18 protein-coding genes, 1 rRNA gene and 1 other annotated feature are annotated in these 19678 nt (G+C 40.4%); of the genes, 18 read left to right on the top strand and 1 reads right to left on the bottom strand.

All coding sequences use genetic code 11. From position 1 onward, the window contains the following. Positions 1–51: 51 nt before the first annotated feature. From gltX to rpoC, 17 genes are all read left to right on the top strand, one after another. Complete coding sequence (gene gltX / locus T408_RS0107645) at positions 52–1527, top strand: glutamate--tRNA ligase (protein ID WP_028119406.1); 1476 nt, start codon at positions 52–54, stop codon at positions 1525–1527. A gap of 111 nt (positions 1528–1638) precedes the next feature. Continuing rightward, positions 1639–3072 (top strand): cysteine--tRNA ligase, encoded by a 1434-nt coding sequence (gene cysS / locus T408_RS0107640; RefSeq protein WP_028119405.1) that lies wholly within the window; start codon positions 1639–1641, stop codon positions 3070–3072. Further along, complete coding sequence (locus T408_RS0107635; RefSeq protein WP_028119404.1) at positions 3065–3481, top strand: Mini-ribonuclease 3; 417 nt, start codon at positions 3065–3067, stop codon at positions 3479–3481. Before cysS ends, T408_RS0107635 begins: the two co-directional genes overlap by 8 nt. 1 nt (position 3482) lies before the next feature. Further along, positions 3483–4268 (top strand): 23S rRNA (guanosine(2251)-2'-O)-methyltransferase RlmB, encoded by a 786-nt coding sequence (rlmB, locus tag T408_RS0107630; protein ID WP_235731632.1) that lies wholly within the window; start codon positions 3483–3485, stop codon positions 4266–4268. Further along, positions 4268–4804 (top strand): NYN domain-containing protein, encoded by a 537-nt coding sequence (locus T408_RS0107625; RefSeq protein ID WP_028119402.1) that lies wholly within the window; start codon positions 4268–4270, stop codon positions 4802–4804. The genes rlmB and T408_RS0107625 overlap by 1 nt, the downstream gene beginning before the upstream one ends. 27 nt (positions 4805–4831) lie before the next feature. Next, positions 4832–5431, top strand: coding sequence for a sigma-70 family RNA polymerase sigma factor (locus tag T408_RS11805; protein ID WP_028119401.1), 600 nt, complete (start codon positions 4832–4834; stop codon positions 5429–5431). A gap of 122 nt (positions 5432–5553) precedes the next feature. Further along, complete coding sequence (gene rpmG / locus T408_RS0107615) at positions 5554–5706, top strand: 50S ribosomal protein L33 (protein WP_028119400.1); 153 nt, start codon at positions 5554–5556, stop codon at positions 5704–5706. A gap of 15 nt (positions 5707–5721) precedes the next feature. Further along, a complete protein-coding gene (gene secE, locus T408_RS0107610) occupies positions 5722–5895 on the top strand; it encodes a preprotein translocase subunit SecE (RefSeq protein WP_028119399.1) in 174 nt (57 codons plus the stop codon). Between the two features lie 104 nt (positions 5896–5999). Next, complete coding sequence (nusG, locus tag T408_RS0107605) at positions 6000–6545, top strand: transcription termination/antitermination protein NusG (RefSeq protein WP_028119398.1); 546 nt, start codon at positions 6000–6002, stop codon at positions 6543–6545. Positions 6546–6562: 17 nt separating this feature from the next. Further along, the gene (locus tag T408_RS0107600) at positions 6563–7318 is read left to right on the top strand and encodes a hypothetical protein (protein ID WP_028119397.1); all 756 of its coding nucleotides are present in this window, start codon (positions 6563–6565) and stop codon (positions 7316–7318) included. Between the two features lie 108 nt (positions 7319–7426). After that, the gene (gene rplK, locus T408_RS0107595) at positions 7427–7852 is read left to right on the top strand and encodes a 50S ribosomal protein L11 (RefSeq protein WP_028119396.1); all 426 of its coding nucleotides are present in this window, start codon (positions 7427–7429) and stop codon (positions 7850–7852) included. A gap of 83 nt (positions 7853–7935) precedes the next feature. After that, positions 7936–8640: a 50S ribosomal protein L1 gene (gene rplA / locus T408_RS0107590; protein ID WP_028119395.1), complete on the top strand. Its 705-nt coding sequence runs from the start codon at positions 7936–7938 to the stop codon at positions 8638–8640. Between the two features lie 32 nt (positions 8641–8672). Then, positions 8673–8795 (top strand) — a sequence feature (ribosomal protein L10 leader region). 36 nt (positions 8796–8831) lie between these two features. Then, the gene (gene rplJ / locus T408_RS0107585) at positions 8832–9341 is read left to right on the top strand and encodes a 50S ribosomal protein L10 (protein WP_028119394.1); all 510 of its coding nucleotides are present in this window, start codon (positions 8832–8834) and stop codon (positions 9339–9341) included. A 46-nt stretch (positions 9342–9387) separates the two neighbouring features. Next, positions 9388–9756: a 50S ribosomal protein L7/L12 gene (gene rplL, locus T408_RS0107580; RefSeq protein WP_028119393.1), complete on the top strand. Its 369-nt coding sequence runs from the start codon at positions 9388–9390 to the stop codon at positions 9754–9756. Positions 9757–9828: 72 nt separating this feature from the next. After that, entirely contained in the window at positions 9829–10449 is a 621-nt protein-coding gene (locus tag T408_RS0107575) for a class I SAM-dependent methyltransferase (protein WP_028119392.1), read from the top strand. 235 nt (positions 10450–10684) lie between these two features. Continuing rightward, positions 10685–14245, top strand: a complete 3561-nt coding sequence (gene rpoB, locus T408_RS0107570) for a DNA-directed RNA polymerase subunit beta (protein WP_028119391.1) — start codon at positions 10685–10687, stop codon at positions 14243–14245. 58 nt (positions 14246–14303) lie between these two features. Next, positions 14304–17966, top strand: coding sequence for a DNA-directed RNA polymerase subunit beta' (rpoC, locus tag T408_RS0107565; RefSeq protein ID WP_028119390.1), 3663 nt, complete (start codon positions 14304–14306; stop codon positions 17964–17966). A 35-nt stretch (positions 17967–18001) separates the two neighbouring features. On the opposite strand, the gene T408_RS12400 is transcribed toward rpoC, so the two are convergent. After that, entirely contained in the window at positions 18002–18700 is a 699-nt protein-coding gene (locus tag T408_RS12400) for a prepilin peptidase (RefSeq protein WP_084543986.1), read from the bottom strand. A 525-nt stretch (positions 18701–19225) separates the two neighbouring features. Between T408_RS12400 and T408_RS0107560 the strand changes: the two genes are divergently transcribed. Continuing rightward, positions 19226–19678: ribosomal RNA gene (locus T408_RS0107560) — 16S ribosomal RNA — on the top strand; the annotation flags it as partial.

The following is a 19678-nucleotide window of genomic DNA, read 5'->3' as shown; positions in this document are numbered from 1 at the left end:
CTTAGTCAACAAAGACTATAATGGTAAGGATATGAAAGGAAGGATATGGATATGACACAGAAAATTCGCGTACGTTACGCACCAAGTCCCACAGGAGAATTACATATTGGTAATGCTCGAACTGCCTTGTTTAATTATTTATTTGCCCGCCATAACCAAGGGGAATTTATTATTAGAACAGAGGACACCGACACTAAGCGTAACATTGCCCACGGTGAGCAAAGTCAATTAGAAAACTTAAAATGGTTGGGAATGGATTGGGATGAATCAGCGGTTAATCCTGGTGAATACGGTCCTTATCGTCAATCAGAGCGTTTGGATATTTATCGTCCGCTGATTGAACAATTGCTTGCTGAAGACAAAGCTTATAAGTGTTATATGACAGAGGAAGAATTGGAAGCTGAAAGAGAAGCACAAAAAGCACGTGGTGAAATGCCTCATTATGCTGGACAGCATGCTCATCTTACGCCCGAACAAGAAGCAGCCTTTGAAGCTGAGGGTAGAGTACCGGCTATTCGCTTCCGGGTTCCTGAAAATGAAGTCTATCAATTCGACGACCTAGTGAAAGGGCCTATTTCCTTTGAGTCCAAATCCATCTCCGGCGACTGGGTGATTCAAAAGAAAGACGGTATGCCGACTTATAACTTTGCAGTGGTGGTTGATGATCATTTAATGGAAATTACGCATGTTCTTCGTGGAGATGATCATATCGCAAACACACCTAAACAATTAATGATTTATGACGCTTTCGGGTGGCAAGCTCCTCGCTTTGGTCATATGACCTTGATTGTTAACGCTGAAACCAATCGCAAATTAAGTAAGCGCGATGGAGGAGTCCTCCAATTTATCGAGCAATACCGAGAGTTAGGTTACTTGCCTGAGGCTATGTTTAACTTTATTGCCTTACTTGGTTGGTCACCTAAAGGGGAAGAAGAAATTTTCTCACGTGAGGAATTTATAGATATTTTTGATGTGGATCGTCTATCGACTTCCCCAGCTTCTTTTGATGTTAAGAAGTTAGAGTGGATCAACAACACCTACATGAAGGCATGTGACCTGGACCGTGTAGTTGAATTAGCTCTACCTCATCTACAAAAAGCAGGCTTGGTTCCTGAAGATCTGAATGAGGAACAACAGGCCTGGGTTCGTGAACTAGTGAGTCTGTACCATGATGAAATGTCTTATGGTGCCGAAATTGTCGACCTATCTCGCCTATTCTTCAATGATCATTTAGAAATCAGCCAAGAAGCGAAAGAGGAAATTTCAAATGAAACGGCACCTCTGGTTATTGATGCTATCGAAAACAAACTACAAGCCTTGCCAGCTGAGGATTTCCAGGTTGAAAATATTAAACCTTTAACAAAAGAAATTCAAAAAGAAACAGGTGTCAAGGGCCGTAAATTATTTATGCCAATTCGGATCGCTGTTAGTGGTCAAATGCATGGACCAGAACTAGCGAATGTTATTGCTTTACTGGGCAAAGATAAAGCGCTAGACCACATCCAGCAAGTTAAAAAGCAAATGTAAAGTTCATTTCAAACGCTGACTCTTCTGAGTTGGCGTTTTTTAGCAACTAAAAGAAGCGAAAAATCTAGCTTTATGATAGAATTTAAAGCACTAAGACAAGGAGGCTGGAATATGTCCATTCAAATTTACAATACACTTTCACGCCAAAAAGAAGTTTTTAAACCTCTACATGAGGGGACCGTTAATTTCTATGTCTGTGGACCGACCGTCTACAACTATATCCACATTGGAAATGCACGCAGTAGTGTGGCTTTTGATACGGTTCGACGTTACTTAGAGTATCGTGGCTATACGGTTAATTATGTATCAAATTTTACCGATGTCGACGATAAGATTATTAAGGCCGCTCATGAAGAGAATTTAACAGCAGAAGCAGTAAGTGATAAATATATTCAAGCCTTCAAGGAAGACACTCAGGCTATTCACATTAAGCCAGCTAGCTTACATCCACGGGTAAAGGACCACATTCCTGAAATTATTCAATTTATTTCTGAATTGATAGCTAAGGGGCATGCTTATGAATCCCAAGGAGATGTCTACTATCGAACTAAGAGTTTTGCCAAATACGGTTGCTTATCACACCAATCTTTAGATGACCTTCAAATTGGTGCCAGTCAGCGTCTGCAAGATGACGAGATGGAACGGAAGGAAGATCCGTTAGACTTTGCCTTGTGGAAGTCTAGTAAGACAGAAGGAGAAGTAAGTTGGGCTTCTCCTTGGGGACAAGGTCGCCCAGGCTGGCATATCGAATGTTCAGTGATGGCGACTAAACACTTGGGCGATACCATTGACATCCATGGGGGAGGTCAAGATTTGGAATTTCCCCATCATGAAAATGAAATTGCTCAGTCGGAAGCAAAAACGGACCAAACTTTTGCCAATTATTGGATGCACAATGGCTTTGTAACCTTTGGCCAAGATGAAGAAAAAATGAGTAAGTCATTGGGTAACTTTGTCTTGTTGAGAGATTTACTTAAAGAAGAGGATCCTCTGGTTGTGCGTTATCTACTGGCTAGTGTCCACTACCGAAGACCGCTCAAATATGATCAATCTGCTCTACAAGAAGCGCGAACGAATATCGCAAGAATTACTGAGGTATTACGTCGCTTGCATCATCGACTAGCCGATGGACAGCTAGCCTTGGCTGATGATCAAGAATATGTCAGACAATTAGAGAACCATCAACAGGCTTTTCAAGCAGCAATGGATGATGACTTTAATGCTGCCAATGGTCTAACAGAAATATTTGATCTCATCAAGACGATTAATCAATATCTGAATAAGGATGTTGTTAGTGGGAAAGTATTAACAGCAATGGATCGATTGCTCAGAGAACTATTAGAAATATTTGGTCTGATCTTTGAAGAGGAGTCTCAGGATTTAGAAGCAGATATCCAATCATTAATCGATCAACGTGAAAAAGCAAGACAAGAGAAGGATTTTCAAAGAGCGGACCAAATTCGCGATCAATTAAAGGCTCAGGGCATCCTCTTAGACGACACACCTCAAGGAACAACATGGAAGCGGGTGAAGGAGAATGGTTAACGCCCACCTTTTAAATGGAGCAGCTTTAGCCTATATCGGTGATGCAATCTATGAGGTTTATGTGCGAGCGCATGTCTTAGAAAAGGGGTTAACGGATCCTAATTTGCTCCATAAATCTGCGATCAAATACGTGGAGGCTAGTGGTCAGGCAAAGGTGATGCGCCATTGGTTGAATCAAGAAGATTTTTTAAGTCAAGAGGAGATCCAGTATTTTAAGCGTGGACGCAATCACAAGGCTAATACCAAGGCTAAAAACGCAAGTATCGGCGACTATCGGCAGGCGACGGGATTCGAGTCTTTAATGGGTTGGCACTATCTTGCAGGAAATGAGGAACGCTTAGTCGAATTGATCACCTATGCGATCCAATTGATTGATACTGAGAATGATAAAAGGATAGGTGGTGACTAAATTGAAAAAAAATCAGGTGAACAAAACAGAACTTTCAGCGACGGAAACAGAAGTTTTGTATGGAAAACACGTGATTTTGGGCCTTTTAGAGGAAGGTCGGCAAATAAATAAAATCTTTGTGCAAAGAGGGCTTTCTAATCCACAAATTTCTAATATACTTAAGAAGGTGAAGCAGCAAGGAATCATCTATCAAGAGGTGCCTAAGAGCAAGTTAGATAATCTAACGGACCATCAAAATCACCAAGGTATTGCGGCCACTCTTCCAAGTCATAACTACAGCCAATTAACCGATATATTCGATTTAGCCCGCGAACGCGATGAAGATCCCTTCATAGTTATTCTAGATAAACTTGAAGATCCACATAATTTAGGATCAATCATTCGAACGGCAGCGGCTGTGGGGGCTCATGGTATTATCATTCCTGAAAGACGGTCGGTTGGTTTAACTGGTATCGTAGCCAAGACATCTGCTGGAGCCTTGGAGTATGTACCCGTTGTTCGCGTGACGAATTTATCTCAAACGATTCAGTCGCTTAAAGAAGAAGGAATTTGGGTATTTGCTAGCGACTTAGAGGGGACTGATCTGAGAGATTGGAACACCCAAGGTCCAATCGCAATAGTTATTGGAAATGAAGGTAGAGGGGTGTCGGCTAATATCAAGAAAATTGCCGATGAAATCATCACCATTCCGATGACTCAGCAAGTGGAAAGTTTAAATGCAAGTGTGGCGGCAGCTTTGATGATGTATGAAGTGGCCCGTCAACGATTACCGAAGGGGCCAAGCTAATGAAACGTCGAGAAATCTTATTTGTCGATGGTTATAACATGATCGGATCATGGCCTGAATTAGTCGCCTTGCAAAAGGCTGAAGACATTCAAGCCGCTCGGGATTTACTTTTGTTTAGACTTTCAAATTACCGTAAGTATCGAGATGTGGAAGTGATTGTGGTATTTGATGCGCACCTTGTTCCTGGCATTACGCAAACTTATGATATGTATGATTTAGAAGTTGTCTTCACTAAAGAAGGAGAGACTGCAGATAGCTATATAGAAAGAACCGTACCTCAATTCATTAACGCTTTAACGCGTGTGATTGTCGCGACCAGCGATGCTGCCGAACAGTGGATGATATTTCAACAAGGTGCTCTCAGGCAATCTGCCAAAGAGCTATTAGTAGAGATAAAATACACCAAGCAGCAAATACAAATAGATATTGAGGATCACTACCACCACCTATCCAGGCGACGAAGTCCGTGGAAGCCCGATCAATTACTGGCATTAAATCAGCTTCGTTTAAATAATGGAAAGGATAATAAAAGCTAACTGCGCTCCAAGATATAAGGAGACAAGATGTTTGAAAATCCCTTTGTTTCGAATGAAGAAATTGTAGGTCAGTTACAAGAGGAATTTTGCCCTCATGCTTTTGAAGTGTTGGTTGAACGTTTTAGCCCTTTATTATGGAAGTTATTCCGCGCCTACCGAGTCGAACTTTTTGACTATGATGATATGGTGCAGGAAGGTCGTCTAATTCTTTATGAAGCAGTAAAAACTTATGAAAAATCAAAAAATATATTTTTTGCTCCATATTATAACAGTTTATTATTAAATCATGTCGATAATCTAAAGAGGCGCGAGCAGGCTGAAAAACGTGACCATGGCGGTTATTTTTCCTTGGATGCGATCCAAGAGCAGTCCGAAGCCTATAGACTCTACGGCCCATATGATAAAATAAAGTCAGACTTAGATATTCCTGGTGATGATCGACTCATCGTTCAAGAACAGTTTAATCAGTTTTGGCAAAGTTTATCACTTTTGGAGGAACGTATTTTAAAGGCCTACATCAATTTGGGAGGTTACGAGGAAATCAGCCAGCAGTTAAACCTCCCCGTTAAAGTTATCCGTTCGGCCTTAGACCGGTGTAAGCAGAAATTTAAGCGCTATATAAGATAAACCTTTGAGCTCTATCAACAATCGAAGGCTTGGCTAGCAGGTAAACCCTGAACTTAGACTTGACAAGAATTCTCTATTTTTATTATCATTAGTAGGATGTTAAAATATAAGGAGGGTTGCAAGTGGCGAACAAGAAAGCAGCCTTAGCTTGCACGGTCTGTGGGCAAAGAAATTATTCGATGACCCCCACTCAAGCTGGTCAAGCCAATCGTTTAGAAGTAAAGAAATTTTGTAAATACTGTAATAAACATACCTTACATAAGGAAACTAAATAGAAATAAGGTGAGATAGTGGGTTATTTTAGAGAAGTTGGACGTGAAATGAAAAAAGTGACTTGGCCTAGTTTCAAAGAGACCAATCACTTTACTTGGGTTGTCTTGTTCATGGTGCTATTCTTTGCCATTTATTTTGCAGGGGTAGACACACTGTTTTCAGAATTAATCGGTTGGCTAATCTCTCTTTAGCCAAGAATTGTTTATTTCTTAATTAAAACTTGTTATAATGTATATAAGCGAAGACCTACAGGAAATTGTAGGTTTTTTATTTTGAATTTGAAAGGGGTATAGAGATGGAAGGAAATAAGGAATGGTATGTCTTACATACCTACTCAGGATATGAAAATAAAGTAAAAGAAAACATCGAACTAAGAAAAGAATCCATGGAAATGGAGGATAATATCTTTCAAGTGATGGTTCCAGAAGAGGAAGTTACTGAAATGAAGGATGGTGTCCAAAAGAAAAAAAATAAGAAAAAGTTTCCTGGCTATGTCCTAGTTGAAATGATTATGTCTGATGAAGCTTGGTTTATTGTCAGAAACACACCTGGTGTTACAGGATTTGTGGGTTCACATGGGGCAGGAAGTAAACCTTCACCACTCCTACCTGACGAAGTGGCCGTCCTCTTAGGCGAGATGGAAGCACCTAAGCCGGTAGTTGATCTGGATGTTGAAGTCGGCGATCCAGTAGAAATTATTGATGGTGCGTTCTCTGGAATGGCGGGAACCATTGAAGAGTTAGAGCCTCAACAACAGAAGTTGAAAGTATCCATTGAGATGTTCGGTCGTGAGACCATAGCAGAATTGGACTATCATCAAGTTCGTAAAGAGAACTTTTAATTGAAAAGTGTATATCAATGAAAAAAATCACTCAAATTGGCAGACTAGCAAGCTTTATTCTTGTGCTTGTGATTCATAGTATCAGTCTAAGTTCGCTAGACCTTATGCCGAACTTCCTGATTAATCTTCATTCTGATGCAAACCCACTAAGTCCAAGTATCCATTTCCAAAATTTTTGGTTTTTAATTTTTCTAGGTGTCGCCTATCATTTGTTTCTTGTCTTTAGAGATGATCAGGCTGATTCAAACGACCCACGCAACTTATTGGCTCCTTTAGAACTTGAATGGATGACCTGTCATATTTTGATGGTTATAACAGCTGCTTACCGGTTAAACTTAGTTAACTTTATTGTGACCGTCATTTATGCCAATAAGTTATTTAAATTAATGAAATTAGTAAGTGGTAGCCAGCGTTTAAGAGCCAGTAATCCTTTCAATAAGGTGATTGTTGGACTACATTCCTCACTCACTATCTGTTTAATAGCGGTAACATTTGGGAATTATCTCTTTAACCAATACGGTCAGCTGTCTGACTATTTAGTACTTGCTGTCATCGGAGGAAGTTTAGTTTTCTTGTTTATTACATATAGTTATTGTTATATGATGTATGGCAATCAATGGCAGATGCCTGTTTTTATCATTTATTTAAGTAGTCTGATGCGTGAGAATACTGCAAATAAGTATTTATGGTATCTCTTATTAATTATTGCCAGTTTTTCTACCATTATCTATCTCTATCTATTCTATCGTCAAAATCAACAAAAAAACTCTTGACTAAGCTTTTGATCATGATATAATGTTTCGGTATGCTATAGGCATGCATGAGTGGGAGGGGATCCCCCCGTAAACCACATCACGAAAAAGAATTAGGAGGAATGTTTCGTGGCTAAAAAAGTCGTAACTCAAGTTAAATTACAAATTCCTGCCGGACAAGCGAGTCCAGCTCCTCCAGTAGGTCCTGCATTAGGGCAAGCTGGGGTAAATATTGTTGCTTTCACTAAAGAATTCAACGAGAAAACAGCAGATAAAAACGGAATGATTATTCCAGTTGTTATCGATGTTTATGAAGACCGTTCATTCAGCTTCATTACTAAGACACCTCCAGCTCCAGTTTTATTGAAAAAGGCTGCTGGAATTGATAAAGCATCTGGTGAACCTAATAAGAACAAAGTAGCAAGTGTCACAAGCGACCAAGTGCGTGAAATTGCTGAAACAAAAATGGAAGATTTAAATGCAGCAACTGTAGAAGCTGCAATGCGTATGGTTGAAGGTACTGCTCGTTCAATGGGTATTACTGTCGAAGGCTAAACGCGGGGCAGCTTCCACAAACCCGTATTCTATCGGGTGTGGGAGGAGAAACCGTTAATACCACAAAAATAGGAGGAAATAAAATGGCTAAAAAAGGCAAAAGATATCAAGCGGCTTTAGAAAAAGTAGACCGCACAAAAGCATATTCACCTGCTGAAGCAGTGGCTTTAGCAAAAGAAACTGACATCGCTAATTTTGATGCGACAGTTGAAGTTTCATATAATTTAAATATCAACGTTAAAAAAGCTGATCAACAAATTCGTGGGGCAATGGTATTGCCACATGGTACTGGTAAGACTCAAACAGTTGTAGTTATTGCTACAGGAGCTAAAGCTGAAGAAGCCAAAGCTGCCGGTGCTGACTTTGTTGGAGAAGCAGATCTAATCGAAAAAATCGAAGGTGGCTGGTTAGACTTTGATGTCATGGTAGCTACACCAGATATGATGGGTCAAGTTGGACGTTTAGGGCGTGTATTAGGACCTAAAGGTTTAATGCCTAACCCTAAAACAGGAACAGTTACTCAAGATGTAACTAAAGCTGTTGAAGATATCAAAGCAGGTCAAGTAACTTACCGAGCAGATAATGCAGGAATCGTTAACGTTCCAATCGGTAAAGTATCATTCGATGACCAAAAATTATTAGAAAACTTACGCGCTTTACATAGCCGTCTTGTAAGTTTACGTCCGGCTTCTGTTCGTGGTGGCTATATCAACAACTTAGCAATTACGACAACAATGGGACCTGGTATCAAAATTGATGCGCCAACCCTTACAGACGAAGCAAAATAATTATTGACAAATTTAAATAATACCTATAATATGTATTAGGTAATTTACGACCGAAGACAGTAAGTGGCTGATGCCTTAATTTCTTACCGAGGAAGTTCCCGTTTAAAGGATCTATCTCTATGTCTTAGTCGGCATGGAGATTTTTTAATTAAAATCTCTTGTACTAATTAGGAATGTCGGAGGTGAAATCATTGGTAAGACGAGTAGTATCACGTGAAGAAAAAGAATTACAAATTAAAGAAGTTGCTGAAAACTTACAATCTGCTGCTTCTATCGTTGTAGTTGACTATCTAGGGCTAACAGTTGCCGAAGTGACTGAATTACGTAAGCAATTACGTGAAGCAGGTGTGAAGATGGAAGTTGTCAAAAACACCATGTTACGTCGTGCAGCTGAAAAAGCTGAATTAGCTGAATTAAACGAAGTGTTTGTAGGACCTACAGCTATCGTTTATTCTGAAGAAGAAGTTGTTGCCCCAGCTAAAATTGTGGCAGAATTTGCTAAGAATGCGGAAGCACTAACAATTAAAGGTGGAACAATTGAAGGCGAAGTTGCTAGCGTGGAACAAATCCAAGCATTGGCAAAACTTCCAGACCGCGAAGGTTTACTATCTATGTTACTTTCTGTATTACAAGCTCCTGTCCGCAACGTTGCGTATGCAGTTAAGGCTGTTGCTGATAAGAAAGAAGAAGACGCTGCTTAATGAGCGGGTCAATTTAATCAATTAAACATAAAACGGAGGAAATAAAATGGCTTTAAATATTGAAAACATTATTGCTGAAATTAAAGAAGCAACAATTATTGAATTAAACGAATTAATTGAAGCAATCGAAGAAGAATTTGGTGTATCTGCTGCTGCTCCTGTAGCTGTAGCTGGTGCTGCTGGTGGCGATGCTGCTGAAGAAAAGACTGAATTTGATGTTGAATTAACAGATGCAGGTTCAGCTAAGATCAAAGTTATCAAGGCAGTTCGTGAAGCAACTGGTCTAGGACTTAAAGAAGCTAAAGAATTAGTTGACGGCGCTCCAAGCGTAATCAAAGAAGGTTTAGCTAAGGAAGATGCAGAAGCTTTGAAGGCAGCAATCGAAGAAGCTGGCGGATCTGCAGAATTAAAATAATTTATTATTTACTGTTAGCCAAGGTTATGAAATTGACCTTGGCTCTTTTTATATAGAGGGAAGGATTAAAGTATGTCTGATCATTATTATAGTATGGATCCAGGTTCCAACCATGATTTGAAGATAATTGAAGATCAAATTAATAACCGTCGCTTCCGATTCCAAACAGATAGTGGTGTATTTTCTAAAGGGTTCTTTGATTATGGTTCCAAAGTTATTGTTAAAGCCTTTATTGAAGCCTTCCCAAATATGAAACAAGCAAGAATTCTTGAATTGGGAAGTGGCTATGGGCCAATTGCTATCAGCCTCGCGAGCTTTTATCCCAAGAGTCAGGTCACTGGCATTGAAATTAATCAACGTGCTTTTCAGCTAGCTGAGGTAAATCAAACCTTAAATCAGGTAAACAATATCCGTTGGATCCATGGTGATATAACAGCATCTGATTTTAAATTAGAGAATACTTATGAATTTGTTGTCACGAACCCGCCAATACGGGCTGGTAAGGCAGTCATCCAGCACTTTGTTGACTTTGCTTACGATCATTTAGATCCTCAAGGAAAATTATTAGTGGTGATCCAGAAAAAACAAGGCGCTCCTTCGATGAAAAAGCATATGGAAGCAGTGTTTGGAAATGTCGATCGATTAGCCTTAGATAAAGGCTATTGGGTTCTAGTCAGCGAGAAAGAAAACTAGCGACTATTGACTTTTTAATTATTTTCTGTATAATATATGAAGCTAATCAGAACTATAAAATAAGCTGCTTTGAAATATTGTCCAAATCAGCTTTATATCAACAAAAGATCAGTGTCAAGTACCCTTTTCTTTTGTTATTTTTTTGCTAAAAATTAGCTGATTGAGTCATTTGTTACCAAATGTTAATATTTGTAACGAAAATGTAACATTATTTTGATCTTAAGGGGTGAAGAGTTTGAACAAACATCATATTGTCCAATATGGTAAAAAAGCCAAGCGTCGTAGCTATTCGCAAATCCAAGAAGTCCTAGAATTGCCAGATCTAACAGAAATTCAAACAGATTCCTATCAGTGGTTCCTTGAAGAAGGAATTAAAGAAATGTTTGACGACATGTCTCCGATTGTTGACCATACGGAGAATTTGGAATTACATTTTGTAGATTATGAATTAAGAGAAGGTAAGTATAATGTTGAAGAAGCTCGTAGTCACGATGCTAACTATTCTAAACCGATCTATGTGCGTCTTCGTCTAATCAATAATGAGACGAATGAAGTCAAGGAGCAGGTTGTCTTCTTTGGTGATTTCCCAATGATGACAGAAATGGGAACCTTCATCATCAATGGTGCTGAACGGGTTATTGTTTCTCAATTAGTACGTTCACCAAGTGTCTATTTCCATGACAAGGTTGATAAGCGCGCTCGTCATACCTTTACATCAACAGTAATTCCTAACCGTGGAGCATGGCTAGAATTTGAAACAGATGCACGGGGAGTAGCTTATGTTCGAATTGACCGGACTAGAAAGTTACCTCTAACAGCCCTAATTCGTGCTATCGGTATTGGATCCGATGAAGAGATCAATGAACTTTTTGGTGAATCAGAACTCTTGGATAATACCTTTGAAAAAGATGTCCACAAAAATATAGCCGATTCTCGGATTGAAGAGGCCTTAAAAGATATCTATGAGCGTCTACGTCCTGGCGAACCTAAGACTGCAGAAAGCTCAAGAAACTTATTAACCAGTCGCTTCTTTGATCCCCGTCGCTATGATTTAGCAAGTGTTGGGCGTTATAAGATTAATAAGAAACTTCACTTAAAGTATCGTTTACTTGGATTAACTCTTGCAGAGACTTTAGCTGATCCTGAAACAGGTGAGGTGATCTTTACGGAAGGAACAGAATTAGATCAAGATAAGATTGATCAACTTATTCCGTACTTGGATAATGGTCTGAACGTGGTTACTCTAGATCCTTCTCTTGAAGGAATCTTAGGTGAGCCGATTGACTTACAAATTATCAAAGTATATTCACCACTAGATTCAGAAAAAGTTATTAATATTATTGGGAATGCCAATATTGCTGAAGAAATCAAATGCCTGACACCGGCTGATATTTTAGCATCTATCAACTATTACCTATTTCTAGATTTTGGTATTGGTCAAACAGATGATATTGACCATCTAGGAAATCGTCGAATTCGTGCTGTGGGTGAATTGCTACAAAACCAGTTCAGAATCGGTTTGAGTCGGATGGAACGTGTAGTCCGCGAACGGATGTCCTTACAAGACGTTTCTTCAATGACTCCTCAACAGCTAATTAATATTCGTCCGGTAGTGGCGGCTATTAAAGAATTCTTTGGTTCTTCACAGCTATCTCAATTTATGGACCAAACCAATCCGCTGGGAGAGTTAACGCATAAGCGTCGTCTGTCAGCCTTGGGACCTGGTGGTTTGACACGTGACCGAGCTGGTTATGAAGTTCGAGACGTTCACTATTCACATTACGGCCGGATGTGTCCAATTGAGACACCAGAAGGACCTAACATTGGTTTGATCAACAGTTTAGCCTCTTATGCTAAGATCAATAAATTTGGCTTCATCGAAACACCATACCGTAAAGTTGACAAGTCTGAACAGCGAGCAACTGATGAAATTCATTACCTTTCTGCGGATGAGGAAGACTTGTATGTGGTAGCTCAAGCTAACTCTAAACTGGATGAAGATGGAAAATTTGTTAACGATCTAGTTATGGCTCGTTACAAAGATGAAAACTTGGAAGTATCAGTGGATCAAGTGGACTACATGGACGTATCACCTAAGCAAGTAGTATCTGTTGCGACCGCTTCTATTCCATTCCTGGAAAATGACGACTCCAACCGTGCTTTGATGGGGGCTAACATGCAGCGTCAAGCGGTTCCTCTTGTGCAACCACGTTCACCATTTATCGGAACAGGTATGGAATATCAAGCAGCCCATGACTCTGGTGCAGCTCTATTATGTAAGCGACCTGGAGAAGTGGTCTATGTAGATGCTAATTGCGTGAGAGTGAAGATTGAAGATGGCAGTATTGATGAATATCACTTAACTAAGTTTGCCCGTTCAAATGCTGGTACTTGTTATAACCAGAGACCTTTGGTTGAATTAGGTGATCAAGTTGACGCTAAGGAAGTTTTGGCGGATGGTCCATCAATGGAAAACGGCGAATTGGCTCTGGGACAAAATCCACTCGTAGCCTTTATGACTTGGGATGGTTATAACTTTGAGGATGCCATTATCATGTCTGAGCGTCTTGTTAAAGATGATGTCTATACGTCCATCCATATTGAAGAATATGAATCAGAAGCCCGTGATACAAAGTTAGGGCCTGAAGAAATCACACGCGAAATCCCTAACGTTGGGGAAGATGCGTTGAAGTATCTTGATAAAGATGGGATTATTTCAATCGGTGCCGAAGTTCGTGACGGTGATATTTTAGTTGGGAAAGTAACACCAAAAGGTGTCACTGAATTATCAGCTGAAGAACGACTACTGCATGCTATTTTTGGAGAGAAGGCACGGGAAGTGCGCGATACTTCTTTACGTGTTCCTCACGGTGGTGGCGGTATTGTCCATGATGTGAAAATCTTCTTGCGCGAGAATGGTGATGAGCTATCGCCAGGTGTTAATATGTTGGTTCGGGTGTATATTGTTCAAAAACGTAAGATTCAAGTCGGGGATAAGATGGCCGGTCGTCACGGTAACAAAGGGGTTGTGTCTCTTGTTGTTCCAGAAGAAGATATGCCATTCTTGCCAGACGGCACACCTGTTGATATTCTATTGAATCCATTAGGGGTTCCATCTCGGATGAATATTGGACAAGTATTTGAACTTCACTTGGGAATGGCTGCTCGTGAGCTCGGTATTAAGATTGCAACCCCTGTATTTGATGGGGCCAGTGAGGAAGACCTCTGGGATACCGTAGCTGAAGCAGGTTTAGCACCTGATGCTAAGACGACCCTTTACGATGGGCGAACAGGTGAACCATTTGACCGCAAGGTTTCTGTTGGTGTCATGTATATGCTAAAACTAGGACATATGGTTGATGACAAGATTCACGCTCGTTCAACTGGACCATACTCTCTAGTTACCCAACAACCACTAGGTGGTAAAGCTCAATTTGGTGGCCAACGTTTTGGAGAGATGGAGGTTTGGGCCCTTGAAGCTTATGGTGCGGCTCATACCCTGCAAGAAATCCTAACCTACAAATCGGATGATGTTGTCGGACGTGTTAAGACTTATGAAGCGATTGTTAAAGGGGAACCATTACCAACTCCAGGAGTTCCAGAATCCTTTAGAGTACTCGTTAAGGAATTGCAGTCACTAGGGCTCGATTTACAAGTATTGGATAAAGAAGGCCAAGAAATTGATCTTCAAGATGACGAAGACGAAGAAGATGTCATTAATTACAATGCCTTGGAACGTTACAAAGAAGAACAATTAAAGAACGAGAAAGATAAAAACACGAGCTTAAGCGAATAAACCTCGTTTGAAAGAGAAGGTCAAGATACTAAGTGAATAATACAAGGAGGTTAGCCCTTTGATTGATGTAAATACATTTGAATCTATGAAAATAGGTTTAGCATCTCCAGAGAAGATCCGCAGTTGGTCTTACGGAGAAGTCAAAAAGGCAGAGACAATTAATTATCGAACATTAAAGCCAGAAAAAGATGGATTGTTTGATGAGCGAATTTTTGGACCGACAAAAGACTGGGAATGTGCTTGTGGTAAATACAAGCGCATTCGCTACAAGGGAAGAGTCTGTGAACGTTGTGGGGTTGAAGTAACCAAGGCCAAGGTTCGTCGTGAACGTATGGGACATATTGAGCTAGCGGCTCCTGTTACCCACGTTTGGTATTTCAAGGGGATCCCTTCCAGAATGGGATTGATTCTTGATTTAAGTCCCCGTTTATTGGAAGAAGTAATTTATTTTGCTTCTTATATCGTCACTGATCCAGGGGATACTATGCTTGAATATAAGTCACTCTTAAGTGAGCTAGAGTATCGTGAGAAAAAACGTGAATTAGGGACTCGTTTTACTGCCAAGATGGGTGCGGAAGCTATTCGTGATCTATTGAATGATGTCGACTTAGAATCGGAAGCTGCAGCCCTTAAAGAAGAATTAAAAACTGCAACTGGTCAAAAGAGAACGCGGGCCATCCGTCGTTTGGAAATTCTGGATTCATTTATTGAATCTGGTAATGAATTGACATCGATGATTATGGAAGCTCTACCTGTTATCCCGCCTGAATTAAGACCGATGGTTCAATTAGACGGTGGACGTTTTGCCACCTCTGATTTAAACGATCTTTACCGTCGTGTTATTAACCGTAATAATCGTTTGAAACGTTTGTTGGACTTAGGAGCGCCAGAGATCATTGTACAAAATGAAAAGAGAATGCTACAAGAAGCAGTGGATTCCTTGATCGATAATGGGCGTCGCGGTCGTGCCGTAACTGGACCAGGTAATCGCCCATTGAAGTCCCTTTCTCATATGCTAAAAGGTAAGCAAGGACGTTTCCGTCAAAACTTACTTGGTAAGCGTGTGGATTACTCAGGTCGTTCTGTTATCGTTGTTGGTCCTTACTTAAAGATGTATCAATGTGGTCTACCAAAAGAAATGGCTATTGAATTATTCAAGCCATTTGTGATGAAAGAACTTGTTGAACGTGAAATAGCTGGCAACATCAAGATGGCTAAGAAAATGATTGAAACTCAAGACGATCAAATTTGGCCAGTGATTGAAGAAGTCATCAAAGAACATCCAGTTCTACTAAACCGGGCACCTACTCTTCACAGATTAGGGATTCAAGCATTTGAACCGGTATTAGTAGAAGGTAAAGCTATTCGTCTTCATCCACTTGTTTGTGAGGCTTATAACGCCGACTTTGATGGGGACCAAATGGCCGTTCACGTTCCACTTTCTGAAGAAGCTCAAGCTGAAGCTCGTCTACTTATGCTAGCAGCTCAACACATTCTAAACCCGAAAGATGGAAAACCAGTTGTTACACCGTCGCAGGATATGGTCTTAGGTAACTATTACCTAACGCTTGAAGAAGCGGGCCGTCAAGGCGAAGGAATGATTGTATCATCAGCAAGTGAAGCTCAAATCGCTTATGAGAATGGTTACGCTCACTTGCATACTCGAATTGCAATCCCGGCTAAGGCATTAGCTGAAAGTGGCAAGCCGTTTACAGACTGGCAGAAGGAACGAATGATGGTTACGACTGTCGGTAAACTATTATTTAATGCTATCATGCCGAAAGAGTTCCCATATCTTAATGAACCAACCATGGACAACTTAGTCAACAAAACAGATGACCGATTCTTCCTCGAAAAAGGAAGCAACATCAAGGAACAAATTGCTGAGTTGGACTTAGTTCCGCCATTTAAGAAGAAAAACCTTGGGAACATCATTGCTGAAGTCTTTAAACGCTATAAGGTAGCTGAAACTTCAAATATGTTGGACCGTATGAAGGACTTGGGTTATAAATATTCTACAAAAGCCGGTATTACAGTCGGTGTCGCTGATGTTATTCGTTTGGATTCAAAAGAAGCCATTTTAACAGAAGCTCATGACCGTGTAGATAGTATAACTAAACAATACCGTCGAGGATTGATTACGGAAGATGAACGCTATAACAGTGTCATTCGGACATGGGAAAAGGCTAAAGATGAGATCCAAGGCGAGCTAGTTGAAGAGCTACCCCGTCTTAACTCCATTAATATGATGTCCGATTCTGGGGCCCGTGGTAACATCTCCAACTTTACCCAACTAGCGGGTATGCGTGGTAACATGGCGGCGCCATCTGGTAAGATTATCGAACTTCCAATCACCTCAAACTTCCGGGAGGGATTATCCGTTTTAGAGATGTTTATCTCTACTCACGGAGCCCGTAAAGGAATGACCGATACGGCCTTGAAGACGGCTGACTCTGGCTATCTAACACGTCGTCTAGTTGACGTTGCACAAGATGTGATTGTTCGTGAAGATGATTGCGGAACTGATAAAGGACTTGCGATCCGTGCTATTATGGATGGCAATAGTGTCATCGAGTCACTTGAAGAACGTCTAACTGGCCGTTATGCTCATAAAACAGTTTTCCATCCAGAAACCGGAGAGGTCATTGTTGCTTCTAACCATATGATTACTGAAGATATAGCCAACGAAATTGTTGAAGCTGGTATTCAGGAAGTAACGATTCGTTCTGTATTTACCTGTAATACTAATCATGGTGTATGTAAGCATTGCTATGGTCGTAACCTAGCAACAGGTGAAGAAGTAGAAGTCGGGGAAGCTGTTGGAACCATTGCAGCTCAATCAATCGGTGAACCGGGTACCCAGTTGACCATGCGGACTTTCCACACGGGTGGAGTAGCTGGTGGTGGCGATATTACCCAGGGTCTTCCGCGGGTTCAAGAAATTTTTGAAGCGCGTAATCCGAAAGGACAAGCAACGATTACAGAAGTGGCTGGAATTGTTGAATCAATTGAAGAGAATCCATCGGATCGGACACGAGATATTACCGTTAAAGGAATTACAGACACCCGGACCTATAATGTGCCATTCCAAGCACGTATGAAAGTTGCTGAAGGAGATACAGTGGAACGGGGACAAGCCCTAACAGAAGGGTCGATCGATCCAAAAGAACTTCTAAGAGTTACCGATGTTTTAAGTGTAGAGACATACTTGCTAGATGAAGTACAGCACGTCTACCGTGGTCAAGGGGTAGAAATCGGTGATAAACACGTTGAGGTTATGGTCCGTCAGATGCTACGTAAAGTCCGCGTTATGGACCCAGCAAGCACAGATATCTTGCCTGGAGCTCTCATGGATATAGCTGACTTCACCAAGGCTAATGCTGAAACCATTAAAGCTGGTGAAACACCTGCAACAGCTAGACCTGTCTTGCTAGGTATTACTAAAGCAGCTCTAGAAACTAAATCCTTCATCTCAGCTGCTTCCTTCCAAGAAACAACTCGTGTCTTAACTGATGCAGCCATTCGAGGTGACCAAGATGATTTAATTGGTCTTAAAGAGAATGTTATCATTGGTAAGCTCATTCCAGCTGGTACGGGTATGAAGCGCTATCGAAATCTTGAAACCAGTACCTCTGAAAGAATTGAAGCGGAATTAGCCCGTCAATTAGAGGAAGCTGAAAACGATGAAGAATCATCAGATGAGACAGTTTCTGAAAGTTAATTCAATCATTAAAAGAGCCCTTGTGGGCTCTTTTTTTATATAGTGACTATTAAGATAGAAATAAGATAAGCAAGTAAAATAAAAGGTACAAAAGGGAGCCCACAGATCCTCTTTTTGGTTAAAAGTAAAACAATAAAATAATAAAATAAGGCCAAGAGACTGGCATATAATAATAAGGAGAAGAAGGCTTGGGGCCCGATTTGAAGAGCTAAAATCGAAAGCAGTTTAATATCAGCACCCCCAAGACCATTTGTCACAATACAGTTAAGACTGAGTAATGTGAAAAAAATAAGGGTAGAAAAAATGAATGGCGAAATTGAAGCTGAAAAATTATTAGAGCTAAGGATGACTAAAAAAAGAAGAATCTGCAAGCTATCAGGTACAAGTTGATAGTGAAGATCAAATGCCGTCATCAACAATAAGATAAAAAGGATGATAAAAATGCTAATAGAAAACAATCCGGATGCATACACAAAGTAACTAATCAAAAAAACAAAAGCAGATAAGAACTCGAATAAAAAATAATTCAAAGATAATGGGTGATGACAGTAGCGACAACGAAAATTGAGAAATAGTATAGAAAATATTGGAAATAAATCTAGTGATGATAAGGTGTGATTGCAAAAGTCGCATCGGGAGCGACCTACTAGATGTGATAAATCATTAATATTACTAACCAAACAAAAGAAAAATGAACCCGTACAAGCGCCTAAAAGAAATAATAATAGGACCATAAAGCACCTCCTATCTAATAAATACACGAAAAAAACAAAAAAACATTAATTTCTTTAAAAAAGATATTGACGAACAAAGAAGCAGATGGTATATTAATAACCGTCGCAAAACGACATTGAAAACATCAAATCAAAAAACTTAAAATTATTCAAAAAAATAGTTGACACAAATCTTGAGAGATGTTATTATAATAAATGTCGTTAAAGACAAACGAACAACTCAAAAAACTTTTCAAAAAAGTTTAAAAAATTCTTGACAAAGCTTTGAAGAGTTGATAGAATATAGAAGTTGTTACTTAAGGCAACGAAAGCTCATTGAAAACTGAACAAAGACACACCAAAATGTGTAGGGAGTCACCAAAACGGTGACACAACCCGAATCATAAATTCGAGACACTGGAAGCCTAACCAGTATAAAAAATAGTCAGCATACAAAATGAGTCATAAAAGCTCAGAAGAACCTTAGTTGCTCAAACAACTAAGTACTGAGCGAGTAAACGCTAAAGCGTCCACTCGTTCAGCATCTTTCATGAGAGTTTGATCCTGGCTCAGGACGAACGCTGGCGGCATGCCTAATACATGCAAGTCGAACGAACCGACGGAGAAACTTGTTTCTCTTGACGTGAGTGGCGGACGGGTGAGTAACACGTGGGAAACCTACCCTCTAGCGGGGGATAACTATCGGAAACGGTAGCTAATACCGCATAAACCTTAAGCTCGCATGAGTTTGAGTTGAAAGACGGCTTTTGCTGTCACTAGAGGATGGTCCCGCGGTGCATTAGTTAGTTGGTGGGGTAACGGCCTACCAAGACGATGATGCATAGCCGACCTGAGAGGGTGATCGGCCACACTGGGACTGAGACACGGCCCAGACTCCTACGGGAGGCAGCAGTAGGGAATCTTCCGCAATGGGCGCAAGCCTGACGGAGCAATGCCGCGTGTGTGAAGAAGGTCTTCGGATCGTAAAGCACTGTTATT

Source organism: Hutsoniella sourekii ATCC 700629 (assembly GCF_000518205.1).
Classification (GTDB): Bacteria; Bacillota; Bacilli; order Lactobacillales; family Aerococcaceae; genus Hutsoniella; species Hutsoniella sourekii.
Note: the sequence above shows the minus strand (reverse complement) of the source record. Positions and strands in the feature narration are given on the sequence as shown.

Coding starts and splice junctions, on each gene's coding strand:
- T408_RS0107575 (WP_028119392.1), top strand. CDS start 9,829: ATGTCTGATCATTATTATAGTATGGATCCAGGTTCCAACCATGATTTG.
- T408_RS12400 (WP_084543986.1), bottom strand. CDS start 18,700: ATGGTCCTATTATTATTTCTTTTAGGCGCTTGTACGGGTTCATTTTTC.
- cysS (WP_028119405.1), top strand. CDS start 1,639: ATGTCCATTCAAATTTACAATACACTTTCACGCCAAAAAGAAGTTTTT.
- T408_RS0107635 (WP_028119404.1), top strand. CDS start 3,065: ATGGTTAACGCCCACCTTTTAAATGGAGCAGCTTTAGCCTATATCGGT.
- T408_RS0107625 (WP_028119402.1), top strand. CDS start 4,268: ATGAAACGTCGAGAAATCTTATTTGTCGATGGTTATAACATGATCGGA.
- rplL (WP_028119393.1), top strand. CDS start 9,388: ATGGCTTTAAATATTGAAAACATTATTGCTGAAATTAAAGAAGCAACA.
- rplA (WP_028119395.1), top strand. CDS start 7,936: ATGGCTAAAAAAGGCAAAAGATATCAAGCGGCTTTAGAAAAAGTAGAC.
- gltX (WP_028119406.1), top strand. CDS start 52: ATGACACAGAAAATTCGCGTACGTTACGCACCAAGTCCCACAGGAGAA.
- T408_RS11805 (WP_028119401.1), top strand. CDS start 4,832: ATGTTTGAAAATCCCTTTGTTTCGAATGAAGAAATTGTAGGTCAGTTA.
- T408_RS0107600 (WP_028119397.1), top strand. CDS start 6,563: ATGAAAAAAATCACTCAAATTGGCAGACTAGCAAGCTTTATTCTTGTG.
- nusG (WP_028119398.1), top strand. CDS start 6,000: ATGGAAGGAAATAAGGAATGGTATGTCTTACATACCTACTCAGGATAT.